Below are 24,948 nucleotides of genomic sequence, written 5' to 3'. Positions count from 1 at the left end.
AGCCTTTTACGCCGCTGCTCACGCTGTCCATGCTCGCTACCCTCATCGCTGCTGTCTTTGTCGTGCTCTGGTCGACCGGCTTCGTGGTCGCCCGCGCAATCACGCCGTTCGCCGATCCCAACCTGTTCCTGCTCGCTCGCTTTGGCGGCACTGCCCTGCTGTTCGCGCTGGCCGCGGTTCTCGCGCGCGCCGCCTGGCCGACGGGACGCGACCTCGGCAAACATCTGCTCGCCGGCGCATTGCTGCAGGGAGTCTATCTCGGCGCCGGATACTGGGCCGTCGCGCAAGGTCTGGGCGCCGGCGTGATGGCCTTGCTCGGCGCACTGCAGCCGCTACTGACTGCGGCCGTGGCGGTCCCGCTTTTTGGTGAGCGTCTGTCGCGGCGCGGCTGGGCCGGCATGGGGCTCGGACTCGCCGGCGTCGTGCTCGTGCTGCAGCCCAAACTCAGCGCGGCTGCGCCGCATGCATCTCGCATAGCGCACGGCAACGCACCGAGCTGGCTCGTGGTCGCCGTGTCGATTCTGGCGATTGGGGCAATCACGGCGGGGACGCTGTTTCAGAAGACTTCGCTCGCGCGGGCCGACATTCGCAGCGCCAGCGCCGTACAGAACTTCGGCGCCGCCGTCGTGGCGGCAATCCTCGCGCTGGCGCTGGGCGAGCATCGCTGGATCGCTGCGCCCACTCTCTGGGGGTCGCTTGCCTGGGGCATCCTGATGCTTTCCGGCATCAGCGTGACGCTGCTCGTGTGGATGGTCCGGCGCGGCGACGCCGCGCGGGCCACCGCACTGATGTTTCCGGCGCCCCCTCTTGCGGCGATCGAAGGATATATCGGCTTCGGCGAAACATTGCTGACGATGCAGATCGCCGGGTTCGTGGTCGCGCTGCTGGGGGTGTTGCTGGCCCGTTCGTAGCGCAGCTTGCGGAGCGGAGTGTGACCCGTCTTTCTGGCCGCACACCTCAGTCAGCCGTGTCCCCCGCGGCCGGCACTTTCGCACGGGCTTTACTGCCCGGCGCCGGCGACCATGCGGGGCGCGCTTTGCGCTCCGAATCGACGACGACAATGTAACGGCCCGCCCACGGCGTCACCTGACGGTCTGAATGCAGCACCCAGAGCGGCTTGCCCGACTCGACCAACGCCTCGTATTCCGCATCGAGAATACCGTAGTGGTCGAGAAACACATTGAGCGACGCGGGAATCCGCACACAACCTTTCGAATGACGGACACCCAGCAACGGTTCAAGCCTGTCTGGATCGGTCGCATGCATCTGGAATCGCATCTGCGACATGCCGCCCTTGCCCCAGCCGCGTTCGCCCTGCGCCCAGCCGAGATCGAAGATCCGCATGTCGCGTTTGCCGTAGCCGCGAATGCCGTTCTCGTTCATCGTGCCTTCAGCACGAAAATCCATATTGTCGGGGGTGTGCTCGAACACGCCCAGCGGCGTAATGAAGTGATCGAACTCGCCCGGCCGGCCGGTCGCGACCGGTGACGCACCGATCATCAGCCATTTGTCGGATGGCGTCGCACGGAAATAGATGAAGAGCGCCTGAACGTTGGCGTTCCGATCGACCAGCACGACATATTCGCCCGACAGATTGCCAAGCTGATTCTGTTCGAGCGCCGTCTGAAGACGTTGGCCGTATTCCTGTTGCGCTGCTGCGGGCACGTTCAAACGACGCGTGACATCGCGCGCGAACATTGCACGCAGCAGCAGCGCCCGATGAGGATCCACCACGCCTGCCGCGTCCGGTGCCGCGACTGCGGAGGCTGTGATATCGGCCGGCGCATCAGGCTCGCTCTTTTGCTCGCCGGCCGCGAAAGAGAAACTGTAAGTTAAAACAAATAATGCGCTGACTAATGCGGCAGCCCGCAATATGGCATTTGTCGCGACAACCAGTTTGCTACCTGATTTGGCAACCGCTGCACGGCATGTATCCCTGACATGTAACGCCCTCTCAGCGGCGTTTCGATTAATTTCTACCCAATGGATCGCGTCACTTTCCGCGGGCTGGTCGAGCCGTTTTTTTTCGTTCATCGCGTGTTTGAGCAAACCTGCTTATCATTACCCGCCAAGCGGCTCATGCAGCGTACAGATTAACAGGATACTACTCAGGACATCCGTTACTGTCGATAACAGCGCTACCCGATTTCAACAGGCGATCCATTGAATAGGCGAAATTGGCGCAACGACGCGTGAGCGTATTTAAATCCACGGTCGAAGTGAGTTTAAACGGAAAATCCGCCGTTAAACTGGCAACGGGAAGTGCGCCCGCCCGCATACTTCGAGCAATCCATTTGCAGGGGAAGAAACATGACGCAACACGATCCGGTCGAACGGCAACGGCTTATCGCCAGGGAGATGCATGTCACGGACAGTTTCGTGGCCGAAGAGGAGATCGAGCGGCGTATCGCCTTCCTCGCGCACTATCTGCGAACGAGCGGTCTGAAGACGTATGTGCTCGGCATTAGCGGCGGCGTCGATTCGACGACGGCCGGGCGTCTCGCGCAGCTTGCCGTCGAGCGCCTGCGCACAGAGCAGTACGCCGCACATTTCGTTGCGATCCGGCTGCCCTATGGTGTGCAGCAAGACGAAGCGGATGCGCAGCAGGCACTCGCCTTCATTCGCGCCGACGAAACACTGACGATCGATGTCAAGCCGGCGGCCGATGCCATGCTCGCGTCGCTGGGCACAGCGGGCGTGCCGTTCACGGACGATGCCCACAAGGATTTCGTGCATGGCAACATCAAGGCGCGGCAACGCATGATTGCGCAGTATGCAGTGGCGGGGGCACGTGGAGGCGTCGTGATCGGCACTGACCATGCGGCTGAGTCGGTGATGGGCTTCTTCACCAAGTTCGGTGATGGCGGCGCGGATATCCTGCCTCTCGCCGGCCTCAACAAACGTCGGGTGCGCGCAGTGGCCCGCGCGTTAGGCGCCCCTGATTCGCTCGCGCACAAGGTGCCGACGGCCGATCTGGAAATGTTGCGTCCGCAACGTCCTGACGAAGATGCCTATGGCATTCCGTACAACGACATTGATGATTTTCTGGAAGGCAAGCCGGTCAGCGCTGCGGCTCGCGAGACGGTGCTGCGCTTCTACGAAAACACGCGTCACAAACGCGCGTTGCCTTATACGCCGTTCGACTGGCCTAAGCAGGCGTGAACGGACGGGGGCGCGTGCGATGCGGGGCGCCGCAACCGGATGACGGTTGCGGACCTCTGGACTATCTGCCGCACACAAGCGAAGCCGCAGACGTTCCCGACACCCCAGGCGCTGGCGAAGGCCGCAACGGGTTCAAGGATCGAACCGCTCAGCCTGCGGGCGGTTCCTCTTCCCGGAACAACTCGCTGCTCACTTCCAGCGGCAACCCCGCCAGATGCTTGCCGTGCAGTTCCCGAGCGATGACCTCGCCGACGTACGGTCCATCCGTCTCCAACTCGACGGTCGCGTTCGCTTCAGGCGTCCCGATCTCATGAACCGTTACGCTTTTCGCGTAGTGCCCCAGTTCATGCTCGAGAAACTCGCGAACTTGCTGCTCGGAGCATGATTCGGCGATATTCCGGACGAACAGGTTCATGGCGGCGTTACCTCAGCGCCCGCGGCGCTCCGTGCTACGTATGCGTACCGGCTGAAGGCTCGCGCGTTTCCGGGTTTGCGCGGCAGCACTCATGATGAGGGCTGTCCCAAGTACAGCCAATGACAGATAAAAGGCAATCATTTGAAATCTCCCCTTCGAGTTTCGTCCTGTTACCAGGATAGACAGAAGCGCTCGCAAATCCAATACCACACGTTGCTATGAGCAAGTTCGATTCCCGCTATCCCGCCAGCAGTCATGCTGACCGGATCACGCTGGAAAGCGAAATAAACTGTTGACGGGTATCGGTCATTACGGACGTTGTCAAAAGCCACCAATGCACTGTACCTGAATAAACGCAAACAAAAATACCTATACACGCGCTGTTTGGCCCAACCGCAACGTTTTTGGGCCAGGCGCACAGAAGAACGAGGGAAAGCGGGAGGGAGAAGTAGCCGGCCTGACGCATCGTGCGAGCGGTGCGTCAGGGCTCGCTATCGCGAGTGCCGGTCGCGACGTTGAGACCGCTCACATCGCACGAGTCCCGGCCGAATCCCGCATACGCGGCAGACCAGTTGCCGACAATGGCGGCCTGCGCGACGCTCAGGCTCATCTTGCCTTCGCACACGCACCGTTTGAGATGCACGACGAAACGTGCCTTGCGACGCTCACCACTCGTCCCGGCCCACGGCAGCAGATCGAGATTGGCGGGCGCATCGGGCGAACCGCCAAGCAGGACCGGCACACGCCGGTCGATCGCATAGTCGGCCCCGGCGTCCGTATCGATACCGCGCTCGGCGAGCAGATGGGCCTTGTGCTGCATCATCACATCGAACGGAGGCGACACGGCGTCCGCATAGTCCGGGCGGCAGATCGTATCGGCAATCGATTGCTGGGTGACGCGCTCATCCAGCATGGTGGCGTCCTGCGCGGCCACCTCGCCCGTGCGCAGTCCCGCAAGCGCACCGAACACCACCACCGCGCCCAGACGCAATACCCAGGCGGCACGACTGTCATAGGCACCTTTCAGCGCGCGCAAAATGTGAAATTGTCTACTGCGCAGCGATCCGCCACGTCTGCCTGCCTTTCCTTGATTCATTCGGTGGCGCGCCAGGCCTTGGCGCGGAATGGTTAAATTCGCAGGGCAATTAAAGCACACTCGGTATCGCGGTGGAAAATCGGCGCTGACCGGCAAGCACCTGGTCAGCGCCGAAACCGCCTAGCTCGGCCTGCGAGCCTGCAAGTCGCGAATCCTGGCCACCGCGGCTGTGTTCGACACCGTTGCCTCATACATCTTGGCCAGATCCGCTTTCAGCGCCGTACGCGAAGCGCCGTCGAGATAGACCATGTGCCCAGAGGGATAGAAACGCGCGGACAGGTTCTGACGCACCTGCGGGCTGACGAGCGGCATCTTCTGCAGATCGATCACGGTCTGGTAAAACGGCGTGACGAAATCGAAGAAGCCGTTCGCCGACAACACCTTCAGGTCCACATTGAGCGCCATGACCGCAGCAAGATCGCCCGCGGTGTACAGAATCACGTTGCCCTTCGCGTCCACGCCCTTTTGCGCGCCGGTCGGATCGATATGGCTGAAGTCCCAGTACTGGAACGCCTGGTCGTTCAGATCCGTGAACGCCGAATTCGACGTATAGAGCAACTGCTCGTTGAGATAGACGTTCCACATGCTTGTGTAGACGCCTGTCACTGCCGTCATGGTCGGGTCGTTGCCGCCCGAGTTCGGGTCGATTTTCCCCGCGATGCCGGTTTCGATCGCGGTCACCCGGCCGTCATATTCCCCGAGCGCAAGCCCCTTCGATTTCAGCAGCGTGGTCAGAAACAGCGAGTTGCCACGGCTGTCGTAAGCCGCAATGTCGAGGCTCCATGCGAGCAGCGTCGCCTTGTCGATGCCGGTGTATTCGCTCAGCTTCTCGACTGTCGCCGCATCCGTGGCGGGCACCTTGCGCAAGGCGGCGAGATAGTCCGTGCGCGAGAACTGGGCGACCTCCTCGGCGAACGCGCCGAGATCGGTCGGAGTGGGCGCAACGCCGAGCTTCTTGTGATACCACGCATCCGCGGCGGCCGTCGGCAAGGCGCCGACCGGATTGCCGGACTGCGTGTAGTCGAGTATCGACGACTGCAGCGTAATGCCGTTCAGATCGACGCCATCTTCGTGCAGCATATAGGCCAGCACGCAGCTGCGAGCCGTACCGTACGATTCACCGTAAAGATACTTCGGCGAATTCCAGCGGTTGTTCTTCGTCAGGAAGCGCTTGATGAACTGCTTGATCGAGGTGGCATCCTGATCGACGCCCCAGAAATTGCGGTTCGTGCTGGGCGCGATTGCCGCCGAATACCCCGTGCCGATGGGATTGATAAAAACCAGATCGCTTTTGTCGAGCAGGCTATCGGGATTGTCTTCCAGCGTATAGGGTGCGGGCGGCGTGAAACTCGGCATTGCCGTCTTGATACGGCGCGGCGCAAACGAGCCGAGCAGCACGAATACCGATGACGACCCCGGGCCGCCATTGTAGAAAAAGGTAACCGGGCGCGTTTCTTCCTTCTGGTTGTCCTCCGTGAAAGCCACGTAGAACATCTTGGCGTTGGGTACCGAGCTGCTCGGATCCACTGTCACCAGGTGACCTGCCGTCGCGGTGTAGGCAATCTTGCGACCGCCGATCACAATCGAATGCTTCGTGATCGCAGCATTCTCGGTGGTATCGGTGACGGAATCGTTGGGTCCGTTGCCATAGGCAACAGGATCGAAAAACGGTTGATCTCCTGACTTGTGCGCCGCGGTCGCGGCCGCCTTGGCGGGAGCAGCATGAGAATTGTGGGACGACTGCGGACTGCCGGAAGCTGACTCGGTGTTGGTCATGATCGCTCCATCTCGTTTTACGTCATTTTCGTCATCTAGGCGTCATACGGACGCTGTCTCGAACCACGCACCACCTTCTTTGCAATAACCTTCGCAACGACAACACCGCAAGCACACGCCAGGTTCATCGGGCGCGTGCTTGCGAGACTACAGACTATAGTGCCGCAGCGATCTTCTGACCATTGGGGCTGCCAAGTCCGGTACACGCATCCCAGCCCGCCGAAGCAGCATACGAGCCGTTGTTGCCTTGCGTGATGTCGTTAAACGCGCTCGTCGCGGCATACAGCTTCGGATTGACGAAGCCGACTGGCGAACCGTTAGCCGCGTTGATGCGGGCAATCAGCGCGGCCCACAGCGGCGCCACAGCGCTCGTGCCGCCCACTACCGTTTGGGAACCATCGATCAGCACGTCATAGCCGGTCTCCGGCGACGCGTCTCCCGCTACGTCGGGCACGCCACGCCCTGTCAATGCCGTCTTCGCACCGGATGCGTTCGTGGAAGACAAACCCTCCTGCCAGCTCGGGACGGGAAATGCGGTGCTCACGCCGCCGCCGCTCGCGCCGCCCTGGCTACCGTCGTTCCACACCACCTCCTGCGAGATCTTTGTTCCCGAAGCGGTCAGCTTGGTCCCGCCGCATGCCAGCACGTACGGACTCGAGGCGGGAAAATCGACCACATTGCCGCTCGTGCCGTCGCTCGAGCCGCTATCGCCGGAGGCCACGCAAACCGTCACGCCCATGGTTGCAGCGGCTTGCAGCACGCTGTTGAACGCCTGCTGCGACTGCGCGGTCCATGACGACTCCGGACCGCCCCAACTGATCGAGATGACCGACGGTTTGTTGGTCGTGTCGTGAACCGCGTTGCTCACGGCGTCGATAAAACCGGTGTCGGTATTGGGCGTGAAATAGACCGCGATTTTCGCGCCTGGCGCGATTGCACCGACCACCTCGATATCGAGCGACACCTCGCCGTCCGGACCGCTTGCGTCGCCGGTGGGCTTGTTCTTGCCTTTGTCGACACTCACCGCGACCACGGTAGGCGCAGTCACGCCGAGATTCGAAAAATAGGTGCTCAGATCGGACGTCTCATAGCCGCCGCCAAGCTCGATAATGCCGACGCACTGGCCGCTACCGTCGCCTTGCGGGTATTGATACAGCGCCGCGACCTGCAGCGGTGTGAACGCACCCGAGGCTTGTGCATTGGCGGAACGGATCGGCGGCCGGATGCGGAAATGCGGACGCGCCTGCGGCCGGTTATCGAGCCCGAGCACGGCTGTCACGACGTTCGCAAGGTTGCCGGGCACGCTGATGACGCCGGTTCGGCCGCGATACTGGCCGATTGATTGATGCTCGTAATGATGCAACTCGACGTCGAAGGCGGCCTGAAACTGCGCAATGGTGCCGGAAAGCACAATAGTGCGGGCAGCGGGATTCTCACGCTCCACGGTCAGGCCCGATTGTGCTGCGAAGGCCTTGACCTTCTCGATATCTTCCGCCGCGGCACCGAACTCTTTGGCGAAGGCCTCGCGTGACAAAGGCTTGACACTGGAATCGCCCGCTTCGATCCTGGCGATCAACGCGTCGAATTGCTCCTGCGCGTGACGGCGCAGGACGACGTGGACTTCGATCCGTTCAGCCGGATCGCATTGCCCGATGAGTTTTGAACCTTCCGCTACCGTGCGCTCACTTCCTTGCAGGGGATGCTTGGCCATAGTTTCGATACTCCTCGGTGCGCCGCCGTGCGGCTGCGCGTTGGTCCTGGCGGGCATGCGCCTCGTGACACATTCAGGTTGCAGCGCAACCCGCGCAGGGTTCTGGTTGCATGGACATCATCAAGCCGTCCGACAGATCCATTCGAACACAGTTCCAGCGCGCGCAACAGTTGTCCGGATGGCTATGTCCTGGATGCGTCACGCGGGCCGCGCTATGATGCTGCAGCGGCGAACCAGTCGTTACGTTGTCTCGTGCGGCAATCCCGCACGTGCGTCAGAGAATCTGAGCGAATCAGGGGAAAGTTCCATGTCAATTTCGATGTATCAAGCCTCCGTGCCCGTGCTGGTGCGCGGTCTGACCTGCCTGCAAAGCATTCTCGGCAAGGCCGAGGCGCACGCGGCAGAAAAGCAGATCGACCCGTCAATTTTTGTCAGCGCCCGGCTCTTTCCGGACATGCTGCCGCTCGTGCGTCAGGTCTATATCGCGACCGACACAGCCAAGGGCTGCGCCGCACGTCTCGCTGGCGTGGAGCCGCCCAAGTACGACGACGTCGAGGTGACGTTCGAAGAGCTGCAGGCTCGTATCCAGAAAACGATTGATTACCTGAAGGAATTCAATGCGGCGCAGATCGACGGCTCGGAAGAACGCACCGTCACGCTGAAAATGCGCCACGGGCCGGTTGAGTTCACAGGCCTCAACTATCTGCTGCAGTTCGTGTTGCCGAATTTCTATTTTCACGTCACGACGACGTATGACATCCTGCGTCACAACGGCGTCGAACTCGGCAAACTCGACTATCTCGGCGCACGATAACGCCAGTTGTTAGAGTCAGCCGGTGAAGGGGCTGCCTGGGCGGAGCGTCTGGAGCGTCAGGCGTGCCGGGCAGCTACTCACACGGCATAGAAAGTCGTGCCGGCCGCGCACTCAAACACGCGGCTGGAATGCGATGATCCCCATCCCAGCCAGCGTGAACGCGACACCGGCCAGATCCCAGAGTGTTGGCCGCACCTGCTCGACGCACCACAGCCACAAGATCGCCACCGCGACGTACACACCGCCGTAAGCGGCATAAACACGGCCGGCGGCCGCGCCATGCAACGTCAACAGCCACGCAAACGCGGCAAGACTGAGCGCGCCGGGTATGAGCAGCCATGCGGAGCCGCCCTCTTTCAGCCAGCGCCACGGCAGATAGCAGCCAAGAATCTCGGCGACGGCGGTCAGGACGTACAGCAGAAAAGTCTTCATTCAACGGCAAGGTGTGATGGTGATTGGTTATGGACAGACCACGGCGCGCGAGGCGCGCTCGAGTCTATCGCCTTTATTAACACACAATCACTTCACTCACGGCACCCCGGCCATGTGTAATCAATGGCGTACGCACGGCTAGTCAAGCGACAGACGCAACGCGAAACCGATCAAGGCAGCGGAGAACGTCCAGCGCTGCAGTGTTTGCGCGAGAGGATGTGAGCGCATCCAGCCTGCAATACGCGCAGCGCCAATCGCACAGGCTATGTCGAAACATGCGCCGATAGCGACCAGGATCACGCCAAGTTCGATCATCTGCGACGCGACCGGCCCTGCTTCCGGCCGCACGAACTGCGGCAGCAGCACCGAGCAGAACAGCAGCGCTTTAGGATTCAGCAGATTGGTGAGCAGGCCTTTGACGAAAGCGGTCCGCAGCGGCCGCGGCCCACCCGTCGCGACGCCGCCCTCGGGCAACGCGAACACCGGCGAGCGGAAAATCTGTACGGCGATCCATGCGAGATAGACGGCACCGCCGTACCTCACCACCTCATAGAGCCAGGGCGCGCTGCGCAGCAGCGCCGCGACCCCGCACGCCGACAGGGTCACATGGGTCGCCCGTGCGAGGCCGAGGCCGCCCGCGGTAGCAAATCCGGTGCGTGCGCCGCGTCCGATGCTTGTCTGCAGCAAGAGCGCCATGTCCGGCCCTGGCACCGCGTAGACGATAAGCAATGCAGCGACGAAGACGATCAGAAGGTGCGCGGAAATCATAGGAGCCTCACGTTTATCAAGGCTCTATCTTGCTGTCGAAGTACGAGGGTTTTCTGGCGATTTACATAGACAAATCTCAGTACGCTGGGGGAATGCGCTAACATGCTGGAATCCAGTAGATCTTTCCCCTTTCAATGGACGACCTCGATAAAATCGACCGCGCGATCCTGGCCGCGCTGCAAAATGACGGCCGCATATCCAACGCCCGGCTGGCCGAGGTTGTCGGCCTCAGCGAGACCCCTTGCGCTCGTCGGCTAAAGCGTCTTGAGAGCGCCGGCTATATTGAGCGGTACCGGGCCATGCTGTCGCGTTCGGCGCTCGGCTTCGGCGTAGTCGCGTTCGTTTATGTTCGCTTCGCGGTGCACGATCGCGCGGTGGCGACCCGCTTCGAGCACGAAGTGCAGGCGATTCCCCGCATCCTCACGTGTCATAACGTGTCGGGCAGCGCAGATTACGTGCTGCAGGTGGTGGCGCGCGATCTCGATGACTACGGCACGTTCATGCGTGACGAACTGCGCAGCCTGCCGGGTGTGACATCCGTGGAATCTTCGCTGTCGCTACGCGAAATCAAGTCCAATGGCGGCCTGCCGTTCGTCTGATCCGTGGCATGGTGCGCGCCGCCCACCAGTCGTGGCATAGTCGCCGGTACGGCACGGCATGACGTTCTCGCCGGATGAACCACGGAGTTTTCTCGATGAATCACGAACAGGCGCGAGCCGAAGAATCGCGCGCGATGGAGCGCGTACTGACTGCCACACAACGCGTGCAGTCGGCTTTCACTTCCCTGCAGTCGCAATTTCCGCCCACCGGCGAAGGGCGCCCCTCGCAATTCGCGCTGCAGACCTTCGACGCGGCACTGCAGGAACTGGAAGATGCGCAAGCAGCGTTCGACGAATTGCTCGGAGATCTGCTTGACGGCAACCGGTGAGTGGCTTAGCTGTCGCAATCTTGCGTAGCCGCTGAGATTCGCGCGGTGGAGGAGGCTTTGGATCGCGTCCCCGCCCGCCGCGAATTCGGGTGGCGCCGGCGGGCTTGACCGTTAGTTGCGTTCATGCGCCTGCCCTACTCCCTCTAATCCGTGCTTGACGACCCGGCCATCACCTACTTGCGCGCTCGCCCTCCGTGCGCGTCATGCCGAGCGCCCGCAGGAAAAAGGGCGATTGATGAACGTGCTAAAACAGGCGTCGTTGTGAAGCACAAGTGAAGCACAACGCGCCCGCCCTTACCCGCTTTTACTGACTCGCAGCCTGACCGGCCCCCGCCTTCTTCTCCGCGTTCTGCAGGTCTGTCGGATAGTTGGGATCATTGCGCGACGGGTTATAGCCGTTCGCCTCCAGTTTCTTCAATTCGGCGTTTTTCTTCGCCCGCGCCTGCTTGCGCGCCGCCTTTCGCTGAGCCTTGGTGGTTGCCGACGCCGGGGTCGCCGGCGCAGCGGCTGCGTCGCCGCCGGAAGCGCCCCCGCTGCTTTGGGCGAACACAGGTGCAGCCGATCCGATCATGAGTGCGGCCGATGCGAGGAGGACTGCCATTTTCTTCGAAGGTGAAAAGGTCATTGTTTATCTCCAGTCGAATGCAGGATTTAAAAGCCATATCTCGTCGATGCTTCATACGATTCCCAATCAAACCTCAGCATGGGAACCGTCAATGTATCCGAATACGTGGCATCGCGCCCCTGATCTGCGGGCGTCAATCAACCTCATCAACAGTAGTGGCTTGACGCATATCGCAAATATCCGATATATAATTCGCCCGGTTGCGATGCAGATGCCGGGCCGCTTCGGCCCCTGTACCGCTGTTCATGACTGAAACCTCACTGATGACCATCGACATCGACGCGATCCACAAGGCGCTAGCCAATCCCATCCGCCGCGAGATTCTGGCGCGGCTGCGGGACCCGCAAGCGCACTTCGCCGATCAGGAGTTGCCACTCGATCACGGCGTGTGCGCCGGCAAGATCGACGCAAGTTGCGGACTGTCGCAGTCCACCGTGTCGGCGCACCTGGCCGCATTGCAGCGCGCCGGCCTCGTCACGTCGAAGCGGGTCGGCCAGTGGGTGTTTTTCAAACGCAACGAGCCCGTCATCCAGGCGTTTCTCGAGCACATGAACACGGATCTCTGACACGTGCGTCTGCCTCGCCGCGCTTCTTTCATCACGCTGTTCTTATCGTCCCGGGCCGCTGCCCGCCAGGAAAGGTGAATACTTATGCCGACGCTTTTTGACCCGCTGCAAATTGGCGATCTCACGCTGCAAAACCGCATCATCATGGCGCCGCTGACGCGTCAACGCGCGGGCGACGTCCGCGTGCCGAACGCACTGATGGCGAAGTACTACGCCGAGCGCGCCTCGGCCGGCCTGATCATCAGCGAGGCCACCTCGGTCACGCCACAGGGCGTGGGTTACGCGGCAACGCCGGGTATCTGGTCGCAGGAACAGGTTGAAGGCTGGAAGCTTGTCACCAGCGCGGTTCACGCGGCAGGCGGCAAGATCTTCCTGCAGTTGTGGCACGTCGGCCGCGTGTCGGACCCGATCTTCCTGAACGGCGACCTGCCGGTTGCGCCGAGCGCAATCGCGCCACAAGGCCACGTGAGCCACGTGCGTCCGCAGCGTCCGTTTGTGACGCCGCGCGCGCTCGATCTGGCCGAGATTCCCGCCATCGTCGAGGCTTACCGCAAGGGTGCTGAAAATGCCAAAGCCGCTGGTTTCGACGGCGTTCAGGTGCATGGCGCGAACGGCTATCTGCTCGACCAGTTCCTGCAGGACAGCACGAATCAGCGCACCGACGCATACGGTGGCCCGATCGAAAACCGCGCTCGCCTGATGCTCGAAGTGGTGGATGCGTGTATCGAAGTCTGGGGCGCGAATCGCGTCGGCATGCACCTCGCGCCGCGCGGCGACGCACACACGATGGGCGACTCGAACGCCGCAGCGACGTTCGGCTATGTCGCGCGTGAACTCGGCAAGCGCAAGATCGCGTTTATCGCCGCACGTGAAGCGCTCGGCGAGAACCGCCTCGGCCCGCAACTGAAGGCGGCGTTTGGCGGCCCGTACATTGCCAATGAAAGATTCACGAAGGAGTCCGCACAACAGGTGCTCGACGCAGGCGAAGCGGATGCCGTGGCGTGGGGTCAGCTGTTTATCGCCAATCCGGATCTGCCGCGCCGCTTCGAACTGAATGCGCCGCTGAACCAGCCGAATCCGGCGACGTTCTACGCCGAAGGCGAAGAGGGTTACACGGATTATCCGGCGCTGGAAACGGTGGAATAAGCGCAGGAACACGTGCTGCAACAGGCACTGCATCGCGCGTTGCAATGAGCGCAAGTCACGCCTGAACGTGCGGCGAACGCAACCGGAATGTGTTACCCGGTTGCGTCCGCCGCAGTCACATCGCGGTACATAAAAACCCGTTTTGTTTCGTCAAGCCCGCGCGCCACGTGCGCGGCGCGGATTGCCCGCAATTTCGCATCGAGGCGCTCGCTTTCGATCACACTAAAACCCAGTCGCCGGTAGTACGGCGCATTCCACGGCACATCGCGAAACGTCGATAGCACCAGCTGCGGCACACCCGCGCGACGGGCGAGTACGGCCACCTCGTCGATCAGCCTGGCCCCGATGCGCCGCCCCGACCATGTGGTCAGAACATCGAGTTCCTCGATATAGAAACGCTTCGCCAATCGCGCGAACATCACAAAAGCGACACAGTTCCCCGTATCGTTCACCGCTACGATGATTTCCGACGCCTCGATCTTCCGGCGCACAAAGTCCGCATTCATCGGCCGGGCGTCCGCAATGCCGGTCAAGCCGACCGTAGCAAAGCGCTGCGCGGCTTCGTACTCGATCGCCCGCACCACCTCTGCCTCATCGGGCACAGCAAAACGATAACTCATGGCAAACGGATCCAGCATAAGCGTCCGCTACAGATGACTAACAGAAGGCAGTGTCGCACACTCCAAAACCCGGCTTCACTGCAGATCAGTTACCCAACGACAACGCCGGCCAGGCGCTCCACGCGCACACAAGTTACGCCCACGCGCGCAAAAGCGGTGCTACTGTTAGATGCGCAGGCCGTTCAAACGCATCACTTCCCCGTCAGGCGCGGCCGCTCACCCCAGGAGACATCATGGCGAAAGTATTGGTTCTCTACTACTCGATGTATGGCCACATTGAAACCATGTCGGAAGCAGTGGCCGAAGGCGCCCGCTCGGTGCCAGGCACCGAGGTCACGGTCATGCGCGTGCCCGAAACCATTCCGGCCGATCAGGCGGCGGCTCACGGCGTCAAGCTCGACCAGAAGGCGCCCGTAGCCAAACCCGACGATCTGGCGAATTTCGACGCCATTATCTTCGGCACGCCGACACGCTTCGGCAATATGGCCGGCCAGATGCGCACGTTCCTCGACCAAACCGGCGGCCTGTGGATGAAAGGAGCGCTGGTCGGCAAGGTGGGCAGCGTGTTTGCTTCGACCGGCACGCAGCACGGCGGCCAGGAGACCACCATCACCTCGTTTCATAACACATTGATGCACCACGGCATGGTGGTCGTGGGCGTGCCGTACGCATGTGCAGGACTCATGAAAATGGACGAGATCACGGGCGGCACACCTTATGGCGCGACAACGATGGCAGGTGCAGACGGTAGCCGCCACCCAACGCAGAACGAACTGGAAATCGCGCGCTACCAGGGAAAACACGTTGCCGGAATCGCGGCGAAGTTGGCTAGTTAAGCGCACTGGCACGAGCGCGGCCTGAACGCAGAGGGCCGTGAATGCCAACGCGGCGCGCGACACGTGAGCAACGCGCGCGCCGACTAGTCACACTAAATGAGTGCTTCGTTGTGTCACCGCGCTGACACAGAACGTTCACCTGAGACCGCGACATAAGCCCAAAACAAAAAAACCTCCATAAAATTGGGGGGTTTAACAAAATTTAATTTGGGTTGCCGTCTTATATCAAGCAGACTGCGTAAACAGCACGGTCCGTTGACGGAGAAACTCATGAACGTTGAAGATACATGGGACGGTCACATGCGCCGCGCGCACATCGACGCCGCACACGAGCAACACATACCGGCGTCGCCTGCACAGGCCGCCCCGCTCGCGCGACGCGCGATGCTGGTTTGCATCGCATTGGTGTGTGCATGGTCGATCGTCGAAACACCCTGGGAACTGAATCCCACTGATGGCCTCACGCGCTTCCTCGCGCTGATGCTCGCCAAATGCCTGCTACTGGCCGTCGGTGCCGCGGCATTTTTCGGGGTTCGGTATGCACGCACCCTGTTTGTTTTCCTCTGCGCTTCGAGCGTGTTCGCGGTCGCCTCTACGCTACCGTTCGAATACACGATCTCGCACGAGCTGTTCACGCTCTCGTTAGTCGAATGCGTGTGCAAGGTCGCGCTCGTCGTCAGCTATGCGACCTGGTATATAAAAAGCCATTGAGCGAGCGGCGCGTAGTACCACGCGCCGCGGCAGCACGATCGGGACTGCTTAGTGCGCAGCGGCAGCCGCTGCATCCGCACTGCCCTTACCCGGTTTCGTCAACCAGATCAGCGGAATGATGGCGATAAAGATCACCGCTGAGAGCCAGAAGATGTCATTGAGGCCAAGCATGGCCGCCTGCGCGTCGAGCGAACGTTCGAAGAATGCGAGCGCCTGATGCGAACCACCGCCGAGTGTCGTTTGCACTGCATCGATCCCGGAAACAAAGGTTGGATTGTCGACGCTCGATTGTTCCGCGAGGCGAGCGTGATGCAGGATCTGGCGATTGTTCCAGCCTGTGCTCGCTAGCGAAGTCCCTACGGCGCCGGCAAACACGCGCACGAAATTCGACAGACCAGCCGCAGAGGGAATCTTCTCGGCAGGTAGTCCCGAGAGAATGATCGCGGTCAACGGCACAAAGAAAAAGCCGGTCGGGAAGCCCTGCAGCAAAGTCGGAAGCACGAGCGTGCGAGTATCGACGCCCGTCGTATAACCCGAGCGCATGAAGAACACGGCCGCAAAACCGAGGAACGCCAGGGTCGCAAGCACGCGGGCATCGGAACGCGGCAGGAGCTTCGCGATGACCGGCGAGAGCAGCACGGCGAAGATGCCGAGTGGCGCCATGACGAGACCCGCATCGACGGCGCGGTAGTTCAGATACTCTTGCATCCATTGCGGCAACAGCACGAGGTTCGAGAAAAACACGGCATACGCCACCGAAATCGCCGCGGTTCCGCCAAGAAAATTTCGTCCTGCGAACAACCGCAAGTTGACGATCGGATTTTTCTCCGTCAACTCCCAGATCAGAAAGAAAGCGAAACTGATCAACGCGAACACCGTTAGCGCGACGATGACCGGCGAGTTGAACCAGTCGAGATCCTTGCCTTTGTCGAGCATCACCTGCAGCGAGCCCACCCAGGCGATCAGCGACAGTAGACCTACCTTGTCGATGGGCAGACGTTTGGTCGGCGTTTCGCGCTCGCGATAGATGGCCCACGTCACCGCCGCGGCAAAGATGCCTACAGGAATGTTGATATAGAAGATCCATGACCATGAATAGCTGTCGGTGATCCAGCCTCCTAACACCGGGCCGGCAATCGGACCGACAGTCGCAGTCATCGCCCACAGCGCCAACGCAAGCGAGCTCCTTTCCTTTGGATAGGAGCCGAGCAGAATCGCTTGCGACAGCGGGATCAGCGGACCGGCCACCGCGCCCTGCACGATCCGCGCTGCAAGCAGCACCGGCAGGTTCGGCGCGAGGCCGCACAGCCACGACGACACCACAAACAGCAGGATCGCCCAGACAAACAGTTTGATCTGTCCGACCCGCTGCGTCAGCCACCCGGTGAGCGGAATCGAGATCGCGTTGGCGGCCGAGAACAGCGTGATCACCCAGGTCCCCTCGTCCACCGATACGCCGAGGTTACCGGCGATGGTCGGAATCGCGACGTTCGCGATCGACGAGTCCAGCACGTTCATGAAAGTGGCCAGCGCCACGGCGAGAGTCGCCAGCACGAGCTTGCCGCCGGAGAGCGGTGCGAGTGCAGCGGGATTGGTCGATTGATTCATTTCATCACCCGTCGGAAGGATCGACGGTCAGAGAGCGTGCACGTCTATCTGACCTGTCAGCTAATACGGCAAAAAAATTGGCGTCTGTGTGGGCTGTTGAAGGTCAACCGGCGTTCCGCGATGTCGCGTGACGTACGGCGATCTTCTGCGGAGTACTCTTCGATGCACCCTGGCCGAGCGGTATGTTCTGGGCGATGATCTGCTCGATCTGGGCCTCGGCTGCCGCGCCGTACTGGGCGAATACATCCGTGCGGTACGTCGTGTTGACTGCAGCGGCCAACTGGGTGCCGGACTCGTCATGTGTATTCACTTCGACCTGCATCGACAGACCGATCCGCAACGGATGCGCATCAAGTTCGTGCTGGTCCAGTTGCACGCGCACCGGCAGCCGCTGCACGACCTTTATCCAGTTGCCGGTGGCGTTCTGCGCCGGCAATACATCGAAGGCCGCGCCAGTGCCGGCCGAAAAGCCCACCACCTTGCCGTGATACTGGACATTCGATCCGTAGACATCAGCCGTCAATGTGACGGGTTGACCGATGCGCATGTGCCGCAGTTGCCCTTCCTTGAAGTTCGCATCAACCCACACCCCGTCGAGCGGTACGATCGCCATCAGCGGTGTGCCTGGGGCAACACGTTGGCCGACCTGCACCGAGCGACGCGCGACATAGCCGGTCACCGGCGCGGGCAAGGTATTGCGTGCGTAGTCTAGGTAAGCGTTGCGCACCTTCGACGCCGCGGCCTGGACATCCGGATGCTGGCCAATCGTGGTACGGTCGGTCAGCGCGTGATTTGCTTCGGCTTGCTGACGCGCTGCCTCGAGCGACGCCTCTGCGGACCTGACGGAGTCCTGAGCATGCGAAATATCCTCTCCCGACACGGCCCCCGTTCCGGCCACGGCTTCACGACGCTTCAGATCGTCATTCGCGCGCGCCAGGTCCGACTCGCGCTGGGCGATGTTTGCCGCGTAGAAGTCGTTGTTCACATAGAGACCGCTGACTTGCCGCACGGTCTGGCCGAGCGTCGCCTCGGCGTTCAGGAGTGCGACCCTTGCGTCGGCGCCGTCCAGCGTGACCACCGGATCACCCTGCTTGACGATCTGCGTGTCGTCCGCGTTGACGGCAACCACAGTACCGCTGACCTGCGGGGTCAACTGCACGAGATTGCCGCTTACATAGGCGTCGTCGGTAGATTGCTCGAAGCGCCCAATCGTGTAGTAGTACCCACCGTAGGCAGCGCCGGCCACCGCGACAGTGGCGGCCAGCAGTATCAGCATAAGCTTGCGCTTGCCGGGATTCTGCGTGTCGCCCTGGCCAGCCTGCTCGGGCTGTCCGGTCTGCTCGGGTTGTCCGGCTTGGGCCGGCGCGCGCTCGATAGTGGTTGTATCGCTCATTTCAATGACTCCAGGCAAAGAATGAAGGTGTCGCAAAACGCGCCTTAGCGTGCGGCGACGACAGGGTTGGGTCGAGCCGCGGATGCATCCGGCTGGCTGCTTGTGTTGGACCGTTCACCAGTGCCTGCGTTGGCCTCTGCACTGGCACCGGCGTCCTCCGTGTAACCGCCGCCGAGCGCTTGCGCGAGCGCAATCTGCTGATCGCGGCGATTCATCTTCAGATTGGCGACCGACTCGTCGGCAGCGAGTGCATTGGTGTCGGCATTCAGCACCGTGAGCTGATTCGTCAGCCCCGCCTGGTATTGGGTTAGCGCCAACTGGTAAGCGCTGCGCGCGGCGTCCTGGGCAGCCTCGGCGTCGCCGAGCTGGGTGTCGGTGGAACGGATCTGCGCGAGCTGCGTGGCGACTTCCGAGAGCGCCGTAACGAGCGTCTGGTTGTAGCCCGCGACGGCATCGTCAAAATCGGCGTAGCGCCCTTTCAGTTGCGCGCGCAGTTCGCCGCCGTCGAAAATCGGCAGATGGACCGCCGGCCCCGCGTTGGCGGTGCGGCTTGCTGCGGTCAGGAAACGGCCGAAGCCGAACGCATCCAGACCGACAGCCGCGCTCAGGTTGATGTCGGGGTAAAACTCAGCCTTGGCTTCCTTGACGTCGTGCGTCAGCGCATCGACGCGCCAGCGGGCCGCCACCAGATCCGGGCGACGGCTGACGAGATCGGCCGGGAGGTTATCGGGCAAACGCACCTCATCGCCAATGCCGAGCGTGGGCCTCGCAATCGACAGGCCGCGATCGGGACCTGCGCCGAGTAAAGCAGCCAGTTGATAGCGCGTGGTGACGATGCTGCCGTCGAACGAGGCCAGCGTGGCGCGACTGGTGGCGAGATTGGCCTGCGCCGTTTTGCGCTCGACTTCGGTATCTAGTCCGTTGGCAATGCGACCCGCCGTGATACGGTCGATCTGCTCGCGCTGCTCGACCTCCTGTTGCGCGATGTCGTGCAATGCGTACAGCCGGGCCAGCTGGTTGTAGTTGCGCGCGATCGCCGAGGTCAAGGTCAGCTTGACGACCTCCGCATCCGCTTCGCTTGCCTGGAGTTGCGACATCGAAGCCTTGAGCGCCTCGCGATTCTTGCCCCACAGATCGAGGTCGTACGAAGCTGTCAGCAAGCCCTCGTTTTCCGATTGCCAGCTGCCGGCATAAGGTGGCGGGATCAACGCGGTACTCGAGTACTGCTCGCGAGTGAACGAGTAGCTCGCGCCTACCTTGGGCAGCGTGCTCGACTTCGCCGTTTCGGTATATGCCGCGGCAGTGGCGATACGGGCGCGAGCCTGCGCGAGTGTCGGACTGCCCTGCAGTGCTTCGGCCAGCAGTGCCTTGAGTTGCGCGTCGCCGAACTGATCGGCCCAATCCGTTGCCGGCCAGCGGCCCTGATCCGATGGGATGCTCTGCTGGGTCGCGAAGCTCTGCGGCTGCGCCATCTCCTTGTCGCTGGAGATGCCCGCATAGTTGGCGCACGCCGACAGCACCGCCGCGCAGATCACGGTTACGCTGGCCTTCGCGAGCCGCAAACCCACGATCTTTCCATTTAACTGTGACTTCATTCTCTGACCTGTCAGATATATGGGTAAAAAAAATGCCTCTCAGCTTTCAAGGAATTTCTTGAGCAGGCGGCCGAACTCTTTGAACTCTTCTTTGGTAAAGCTTTTGACGCGCCGATTCAGTACCGTTGGTGCGATGTCGGGAATCTGATTCGCGACATCGAGCCCCTTCTTCGTGAGTGTCAGGTTGACCACCCGCCGGTCTTCGAGGCTACGCGAGCGCTCCAGCAGGCCTTTGGACTCGAGCTTGTCGAGCATTCGGGTCATCAGGCCGGTGTCGATACCGAGGAACTTCGACAACTCGAACGGCGTGGTCGCAACGCCGCGCTGCATAGACAGCAGAATGCCCATTTGCTGGCTGGTGATCTCCAGGTCCTTCAGCGCGTTGTCCAACTCCGCGATCAGGAGGTTGCGGGCCTTGTTGATGAAAAAGCCGATGCTTTCCTCCGACTGAAACCGTTCTTTCGTGTAGTGATCCATCGCTGACTCCGTGATCGTTGCAATGCAGATTATCTGACATGTCAAATACTGTCAAGCGAGATTTTTAGGGGGTGAGGAGCCCCCGCTCGCCGTATCAGACGATTCTCGTTGCACCGCAGGCCGAGTTCCCTTGACCAGAAAGCTCATCGCGGATAGCATGGTCGCCTGAAAACTACGTACAAGCGGGTGCGAAAAACGTAGCGCCGCCCGGGCAACCGGGTCCCACCAGGAGTGGGAGTTTTGTCGAAAGACAGATAGAGAACCCCGCATGCGGCGGCCACCGAAAGGTGGCCGTTTGTCTTTGTATCCTCAGCCGCGAACCCTCTTGCCGAGGTAGGTAGAGCGTAACAGCGTCTCAAACGCAATCTTCCCGCCTTTCACCTGGCGGTTCGTCAGCCCGCTGTCCAGCAGATATGCTGACTGTATGCGCAGTACAAGGCGACACCTGCGACTCTTATCCTTTTTCACCTCGAAAAAGACAGCATAGAGCGAGGCCGTTCCGTCCGCATTCACATTCTCGATAGTGACAAAGTTCGGCATCTTCTCGTTGGCGATCGTGATCCGCCGGTTAGAAAGATTGGAGACCATGTCCGGCAGGAACCGGCGGGAGAGTTCGTATCGCTGCGGGTTCAAAATCCGATGCTCCCTGCCATCGAAGTAGACCTCGTGAGCAGGTATCGCATCACGCGGACGTTTATCCCACTGGATGCTATGCGAGAAGCAATGGCACGAGTAGAGCACGAGGACTGTAATGTCAGTACCGAGTCCGAGATCCACCCTGAACGCAAACGGATCGAGATGACTCAAGTCCCACTGGATTCCGCGATAGGCAATGTCAGAAAAGCGGTGGGCGACTTCTGTTGGTGAATCGATGGTCGGAAGTTCGAGTTGCAACGTTGCCTGAATTTTTTCGAAGAACTGACCATTCTATGTAGCGCGTTCATCCATAGCCATATCGTCCAAATGGCTAACGCCAACAGCGAGCGTGGGACAGGTTCCCACCGCGTCGCGCAAAAAAAAGCCCGCATCAGCGGGCAACCCTCTCGGAGGAGAACACGGAACATCGCTTCGAACTCAGCGCATCACATTACCTCGGCCGTCACCCTTTCGTCGCGCCAAACGTCAGCCCCGCGACGAAATGCTTTTGCATCGCAAAGAACATCACCACGGACGGCAACGCCGCCATAATCGACCCCGCCGATACCAGGTTCCACGCCGTCGTCCACTGCCCCTTCAGCGCGGCCACGCCGACGGTGATCGGCGCCGCCTCATCCCCCTGCGTCAGACACAGCGCCCAGAAGTAGTCGTTCCACACGAACGTGAACACGAGAATGGCGAGCGCCGCGAGCGCTGGGCGGATCAGCGGCAGGACAATCCTGAAGAACACGGTCCATTCGTTGGCGCCTTCAATCCGCGCCGCCTCAACCAGCTCGAACGGCAACTGCTTGATGAAATTGCGCAGGAACAGCGCACAAAAGCCCGTCTGGAACGACACATGAAACAGGATCAACGCGCCGACGGTATTGAACAGCCCAAGCTTCAAGGACAGATCCCGCACCGGAATCATCAACACCTGCACCGGCACGAAATTGCCCGCCACGAAAGTGGCGAACAACGTACTGTTGCCGCGAAAACGGTAGATAGCCAGTGCAAAACCCGCCATCGCCGCCAGCGTGATAGACCCGGCCACCGCGGGCACCGTAATCAGCACGCTGTTCCAGAAGTAATGCAGCATCGGCGAGGTGGTCAGCGCGTCGCGATAGTTGTCCCACATCGCAAAGTGCTTCGGCCAGCCCCAATAGTTGCCTTCGCTTAGCTCATCGGATGAGCGCACCGAGGTGACCAGTACAGCGATCATCGGCAGCAGCCAGATCAGCAGCGCCACCGGCAGCGAGAGCTTGTATAACCGCCGTGAGGTCGGCCGCCATTTGTCGATCGGCATCGGATACATATCGGGCTCCTTATTGCTCGGCGCGCAGCATCCGCCGCAGGTGATAAACGATGTAGACCAGCATGATCGCGAACAACACTACGGCGACGGCCGCGGAATACCCCACCCGGTAATACTTGATCGCCTGGTCGTACATGTAATACGCCAGCACGGTGGAGCTCTCGAACGGCCCACCGCCCGTCATCACCGAGATCAGGTCGAAGCTGCGCAACGCGCCGATCACCGTGACCACAATCGCCATGAAGGTGGTAGGCCGCAGTTGCGGCAGGATCACATGCCATAGCATCGACCAGCCCTGAGCACCTTCCATGCGAGCCGCCTCCACCTGCTCGCTGTTCAGCGAGGTCAGTCCCGTCAGATACAGGATCATGCAGTAGGCGGTTTGCGGCCACAGCGCCGCGAAGATGATGCCCGGCGTCGCATAACGCGCATCGCCAAGCACCGGTACGCCGTGCCCGAGTATCAGCGCGAGCAGGCCGAAGGTCGGATCGTAGAACCACGAGAAGATCAGCCCGACCACCACGCCTGAAAGCACGAACGGCGCAAAGAACAGTGACTTGACGACGCGAATGCCGGCCACAGCCTGGTTCAGATACAGCGCGACAGCAAGCCCCATGGGCGGCGCCAGCAGAAACAGCAATAACCAGATCAGATTGTTCTTTAGCGCGGTGTAGAAAGCGCGCGTATGAAACAGCTCCAGATAGTTCGCTATCCCGACGAAACTGGGATCGGTCATCCCATCCCAGTTGAAAAAGCTGATGCGGATCGTCGAGAGAATCGGCCAGATGACGTAGATCGCCACCATCACGCAAGCGGGCGCGAGGAAAACAAACGCCGCACGCTGTTGCCGGCGCGCCGTAGGCGATGGACCGCGCTGCTGCTTCGCCGCACGCGGCAAGGCGCTGCCAGAGGAGCCCGAAGCTCCCGGCCCGGCATTGCCGGTGATGGATTGACGGCTGACGGAGTGAACCACGGCGAGTCTCCTGCTCGATCTCGATCAAGCGCAGGCGGCGCAAAGCCGCCCGCGCTCACTTCTCGTACTTTCCTTACTTCTTGTAGATACGCTGCCGCGTCTGCTCAAGCTGCGCCAGCACGTCGTCGAGCTTCGAAGGATCGGAGATAAACTGCTGCATCCCCTTCATGCCCTCGTCGGCCATCTCCTTGGTCATGTCACGATCGTAGAACTGCGCAATGCCGCCCTTCGTGTTGGCGAGAATCTGGAAGCCGATTTTCGAAATCGGATCTTCCGGTTCCGGCGACTTGCTGTTCGCGGACAACGACCCCAGCCCCGTCGCAAGCTGTGCGCCGATTTCCGGCGTTTCGACGAAGGCCAGGAATGCATGCGCATCCGCCTTGTTCTTCGCCTTCGACGGAATATGCAGCGACTCGACCGGGCCATCCTCGGCGGTCGGCACCTTCGAATCGATGATCGGGAACTGGAAGTAGCCCATTTCCGGCTTCACGTTTGCCGGAAAACCGCCGGTGATGAACGTCCCCATCAGCATCATCGCGGCCTTGCCCTGGAACAGGAACGGCTGCGCCGCGTCCAGATCGTAGGAGAGCGAATTGTCGATAAAGTAGCCGTCGTCGATCAGTTGCTTCCACGTCGTGTACACCTTCTTCACGCGCGGATCGGTGTACGGCACTTCCCCGGCCATCAGCTTCTGATGGAACGCGTTGCCGTTCAGGCGCAGATCCAGATAGTCGAACCAGCCGGCCAGCGTCCAGGCATCGCGGCCACCCACGGCGATCGGCGTAATCCCGGCCGCTTTCAACTTCTTGCAGGCGTCGAGAAACTCGTCCCACGTTTTCGGCTCGCTCGCGATCCCCACCTTCTGGAACAGATCCTTGCGATAGAACATGCCCCACGAGTAGTAGACGGTCGGTGCCGCGTACTGCTTGCCCTTATACGACGAGGCTTCCTTCGTCGAGGCGTAGGTATTGTTCCAGCCGTTCTTGCTCCAGTCTCCACTCAGGTCTTCGAACAGGCCGCGCTGTGCGTAATACGCCATCCGCTCACCGTCGTGCCAGTTCACGATGTCGGGTGAGACCGTCGACAGCCAGCCAGGCAATTGCACCTTGTAGGCTTCCTCATCGATAAACGACACGTTGACGTCCGTGCCCGGATGGGCCTTCTTGAACTCGTCGATCACCTGCTGCCAGACCGCCCGTTGACTGGCGCCCTTGAACGCGATGTTGATCGCGAGCGTGCCTGCCTGCGCGCTGCCGGCCATCGATGCCGCTGCGGTGGCCGCCGTCAGCGCGACGGCAACCAGAACCTTCCGAAGTTTGAATTGCATGCCTGTCTCCTTGGTTTT

The 24,948-nt window shown here is 61.0% G+C and carries 26 protein-coding genes; 9 read left to right on the top strand and 17 right to left on the bottom strand.

Annotation, left to right across the window (positions count from 1 at the left end; all coding sequences use genetic code 11):
- Positions 1-29: 29 nt before the first annotated feature.
- The gene (locus P3T20_RS29985) at positions 30-911 is read left to right on the top strand and encodes a DMT family transporter (protein ID WP_429288665.1); all 882 of its coding nucleotides are present in this window, start codon (positions 30-32) and stop codon (positions 909-911) included.
- A gap of 46 nt (positions 912-957) precedes the next feature.
- Here the strand turns inward: P3T20_RS29985 and P3T20_RS29980 are convergent, their stop codons facing one another.
- Positions 958-1,896, bottom strand: a complete 939-nt coding sequence (locus P3T20_RS29980; RefSeq protein WP_429288681.1) for a L,D-transpeptidase — start codon at positions 1,894-1,896, stop codon at positions 958-960.
- 414 nt (positions 1,897-2,310) lie between these two features.
- Here P3T20_RS29980 and nadE point away from each other — a divergent pair, with 414 nt between their 5' ends.
- On the top strand, positions 2,311-3,162 hold the full coding sequence (nadE, locus tag P3T20_RS29975) for an ammonia-dependent NAD(+) synthetase (RefSeq protein ID WP_429288664.1): 852 nt from the start codon (positions 2,311-2,313) through the stop codon (positions 3,160-3,162).
- 148 nt (positions 3,163-3,310) lie between these two features.
- Here the strand turns inward: nadE and P3T20_RS29970 are convergent, their stop codons facing one another.
- The 4 genes from P3T20_RS29970 to P3T20_RS29955 form a co-directional block, all read right to left on the bottom strand.
- A complete protein-coding gene (locus P3T20_RS29970) occupies positions 3,311-3,577 on the bottom strand; it encodes an RNA recognition motif domain-containing protein (protein ID WP_074268198.1) in 267 nt (88 codons plus the stop codon).
- A gap of 481 nt (positions 3,578-4,058) precedes the next feature.
- Positions 4,059-4,673: a hypothetical protein gene (locus P3T20_RS29965; RefSeq protein ID WP_429288663.1), complete on the bottom strand. Its 615-nt coding sequence runs from the start codon at positions 4,671-4,673 to the stop codon at positions 4,059-4,061.
- A 120-nt stretch (positions 4,674-4,793) separates the two neighbouring features.
- Positions 4,794-6,449: a S10 family peptidase gene (locus P3T20_RS29960; RefSeq protein WP_429288662.1), complete on the bottom strand. Its 1,656-nt coding sequence runs from the start codon at positions 6,447-6,449 to the stop codon at positions 4,794-4,796.
- 154 nt (positions 6,450-6,603) lie between these two features.
- Positions 6,604-8,160: a S53 family peptidase gene (locus tag P3T20_RS29955; RefSeq protein WP_429288661.1), complete on the bottom strand. Its 1,557-nt coding sequence runs from the start codon at positions 8,158-8,160 to the stop codon at positions 6,604-6,606.
- 307 nt (positions 8,161-8,467) lie between these two features.
- On the opposite strand from P3T20_RS29955, the gene P3T20_RS29950 reads away from it, so the two are divergent.
- Positions 8,468-8,974 carry a DUF1993 domain-containing protein gene (locus P3T20_RS29950; RefSeq protein ID WP_074268195.1) on the top strand — a complete coding sequence of 169 codons (507 nt, stop codon included), beginning with the start codon at positions 8,468-8,470 and terminating at the stop codon, positions 8,972-8,974.
- 111 nt (positions 8,975-9,085) lie between these two features.
- Here the strand turns inward: P3T20_RS29950 and P3T20_RS29945 are convergent, their stop codons facing one another.
- Positions 9,086-9,406, bottom strand: coding sequence for a YnfA family protein (locus P3T20_RS29945; RefSeq protein ID WP_074268194.1), 321 nt, complete (start codon positions 9,404-9,406; stop codon positions 9,086-9,088).
- Positions 9,407-9,544: 138 nt separating this feature from the next.
- The gene (locus tag P3T20_RS29940) at positions 9,545-10,174 is read right to left on the bottom strand and encodes a LysE family translocator (RefSeq protein ID WP_429288660.1); all 630 of its coding nucleotides are present in this window, start codon (positions 10,172-10,174) and stop codon (positions 9,545-9,547) included.
- Positions 10,175-10,308: 134 nt separating this feature from the next.
- Between P3T20_RS29940 and P3T20_RS29935 the strand changes: the two genes are divergently transcribed.
- Both P3T20_RS29935 and P3T20_RS29930 read left to right on the top strand, forming a co-directional pair.
- Positions 10,309-10,773, top strand: a complete 465-nt coding sequence (locus P3T20_RS29935; protein ID WP_074268192.1) for an Lrp/AsnC family transcriptional regulator — start codon at positions 10,309-10,311, stop codon at positions 10,771-10,773.
- Positions 10,774-10,868: 95 nt separating this feature from the next.
- A complete protein-coding gene (locus tag P3T20_RS29930; RefSeq protein WP_074268191.1) occupies positions 10,869-11,102 on the top strand; it encodes a hypothetical protein in 234 nt (77 codons plus the stop codon).
- A gap of 304 nt (positions 11,103-11,406) precedes the next feature.
- Here P3T20_RS29930 and P3T20_RS29925 read toward each other — a convergent pair whose 3' ends face one another.
- Entirely contained in the window at positions 11,407-11,727 is a 321-nt protein-coding gene (locus tag P3T20_RS29925) for a DUF4148 domain-containing protein (RefSeq protein ID WP_429288659.1), read from the bottom strand.
- 263 nt (positions 11,728-11,990) lie between these two features.
- Here P3T20_RS29925 and P3T20_RS29920 point away from each other — a divergent pair, with 263 nt between their 5' ends.
- The gene (locus P3T20_RS29920) at positions 11,991-12,293 is read left to right on the top strand and encodes an ArsR/SmtB family transcription factor (RefSeq protein ID WP_074268189.1); all 303 of its coding nucleotides are present in this window, start codon (positions 11,991-11,993) and stop codon (positions 12,291-12,293) included.
- An 84-nt stretch (positions 12,294-12,377) separates the two neighbouring features.
- A complete protein-coding gene (locus P3T20_RS29915) occupies positions 12,378-13,439 on the top strand; it encodes an alkene reductase (protein ID WP_429288658.1) in 1,062 nt (353 codons plus the stop codon).
- 92 nt (positions 13,440-13,531) lie between these two features.
- On the opposite strand, the gene P3T20_RS29910 is transcribed toward P3T20_RS29915, so the two are convergent.
- On the bottom strand, positions 13,532-14,059 hold the full coding sequence (locus P3T20_RS29910; RefSeq protein ID WP_429288657.1) for a GNAT family N-acetyltransferase: 528 nt from the start codon (positions 14,057-14,059) through the stop codon (positions 13,532-13,534).
- A gap of 233 nt (positions 14,060-14,292) precedes the next feature.
- Between P3T20_RS29910 and wrbA the strand changes: the two genes are divergently transcribed.
- Complete coding sequence (gene wrbA / locus P3T20_RS29905; protein WP_429288656.1) at positions 14,293-14,895, top strand: NAD(P)H:quinone oxidoreductase; 603 nt, start codon at positions 14,293-14,295, stop codon at positions 14,893-14,895.
- Positions 14,896-15,165: 270 nt separating this feature from the next.
- Entirely contained in the window at positions 15,166-15,606 is a 441-nt protein-coding gene (locus P3T20_RS29900) for a hypothetical protein (protein ID WP_429288655.1), read from the top strand.
- A gap of 48 nt (positions 15,607-15,654) precedes the next feature.
- Here P3T20_RS29900 and P3T20_RS29895 read toward each other — a convergent pair whose 3' ends face one another.
- The 8 genes from P3T20_RS29895 to P3T20_RS29860 form a co-directional block, all read right to left on the bottom strand.
- The gene (locus P3T20_RS29895) at positions 15,655-17,214 is read right to left on the bottom strand and encodes a DHA2 family efflux MFS transporter permease subunit (protein WP_429288654.1); all 1,560 of its coding nucleotides are present in this window, start codon (positions 17,212-17,214) and stop codon (positions 15,655-15,657) included.
- A gap of 103 nt (positions 17,215-17,317) precedes the next feature.
- A complete protein-coding gene (locus P3T20_RS29890; protein ID WP_429288653.1) occupies positions 17,318-18,607 on the bottom strand; it encodes an HlyD family efflux transporter periplasmic adaptor subunit in 1,290 nt (429 codons plus the stop codon).
- 44 nt (positions 18,608-18,651) lie between these two features.
- Positions 18,652-20,202 (bottom strand): efflux transporter outer membrane subunit, encoded by a 1,551-nt coding sequence (locus P3T20_RS29885; protein ID WP_429288652.1) that lies wholly within the window; start codon positions 20,200-20,202, stop codon positions 18,652-18,654.
- 39 nt (positions 20,203-20,241) lie between these two features.
- Entirely contained in the window at positions 20,242-20,679 is a 438-nt protein-coding gene (locus P3T20_RS29880; protein ID WP_429288651.1) for a MarR family winged helix-turn-helix transcriptional regulator, read from the bottom strand.
- A gap of 309 nt (positions 20,680-20,988) precedes the next feature.
- Complete coding sequence (locus P3T20_RS29875; protein ID WP_429288650.1) at positions 20,989-21,573, bottom strand: hypothetical protein; 585 nt, start codon at positions 21,571-21,573, stop codon at positions 20,989-20,991.
- A gap of 205 nt (positions 21,574-21,778) precedes the next feature.
- The gene (locus tag P3T20_RS29870; RefSeq protein WP_429288649.1) at positions 21,779-22,630 is read right to left on the bottom strand and encodes a carbohydrate ABC transporter permease; all 852 of its coding nucleotides are present in this window, start codon (positions 22,628-22,630) and stop codon (positions 21,779-21,781) included.
- 10 nt (positions 22,631-22,640) lie between these two features.
- Positions 22,641-23,603 carry a carbohydrate ABC transporter permease gene (locus tag P3T20_RS29865; RefSeq protein WP_074268179.1) on the bottom strand — a complete coding sequence of 321 codons (963 nt, stop codon included), beginning with the start codon at positions 23,601-23,603 and terminating at the stop codon, positions 22,641-22,643.
- Positions 23,604-23,676: 73 nt separating this feature from the next.
- Positions 23,677-24,930 carry an ABC transporter substrate-binding protein gene (locus P3T20_RS29860; protein ID WP_429288648.1) on the bottom strand — a complete coding sequence of 418 codons (1,254 nt, stop codon included), beginning with the start codon at positions 24,928-24,930 and terminating at the stop codon, positions 23,677-23,679.
- Positions 24,931-24,948: the final 18 nt, after the last annotated feature.

This window comes from Paraburkholderia sp. GAS206C, assembly GCF_050435645.1.
Classification (GTDB): domain Bacteria; phylum Pseudomonadota; class Gammaproteobacteria; order Burkholderiales; family Burkholderiaceae; genus Paraburkholderia; species Paraburkholderia phenazinium_B.
The sequence above is the reverse complement of the archived record's forward strand: the minus strand, read 5'-3'. Positions and strand labels throughout refer to the sequence as shown.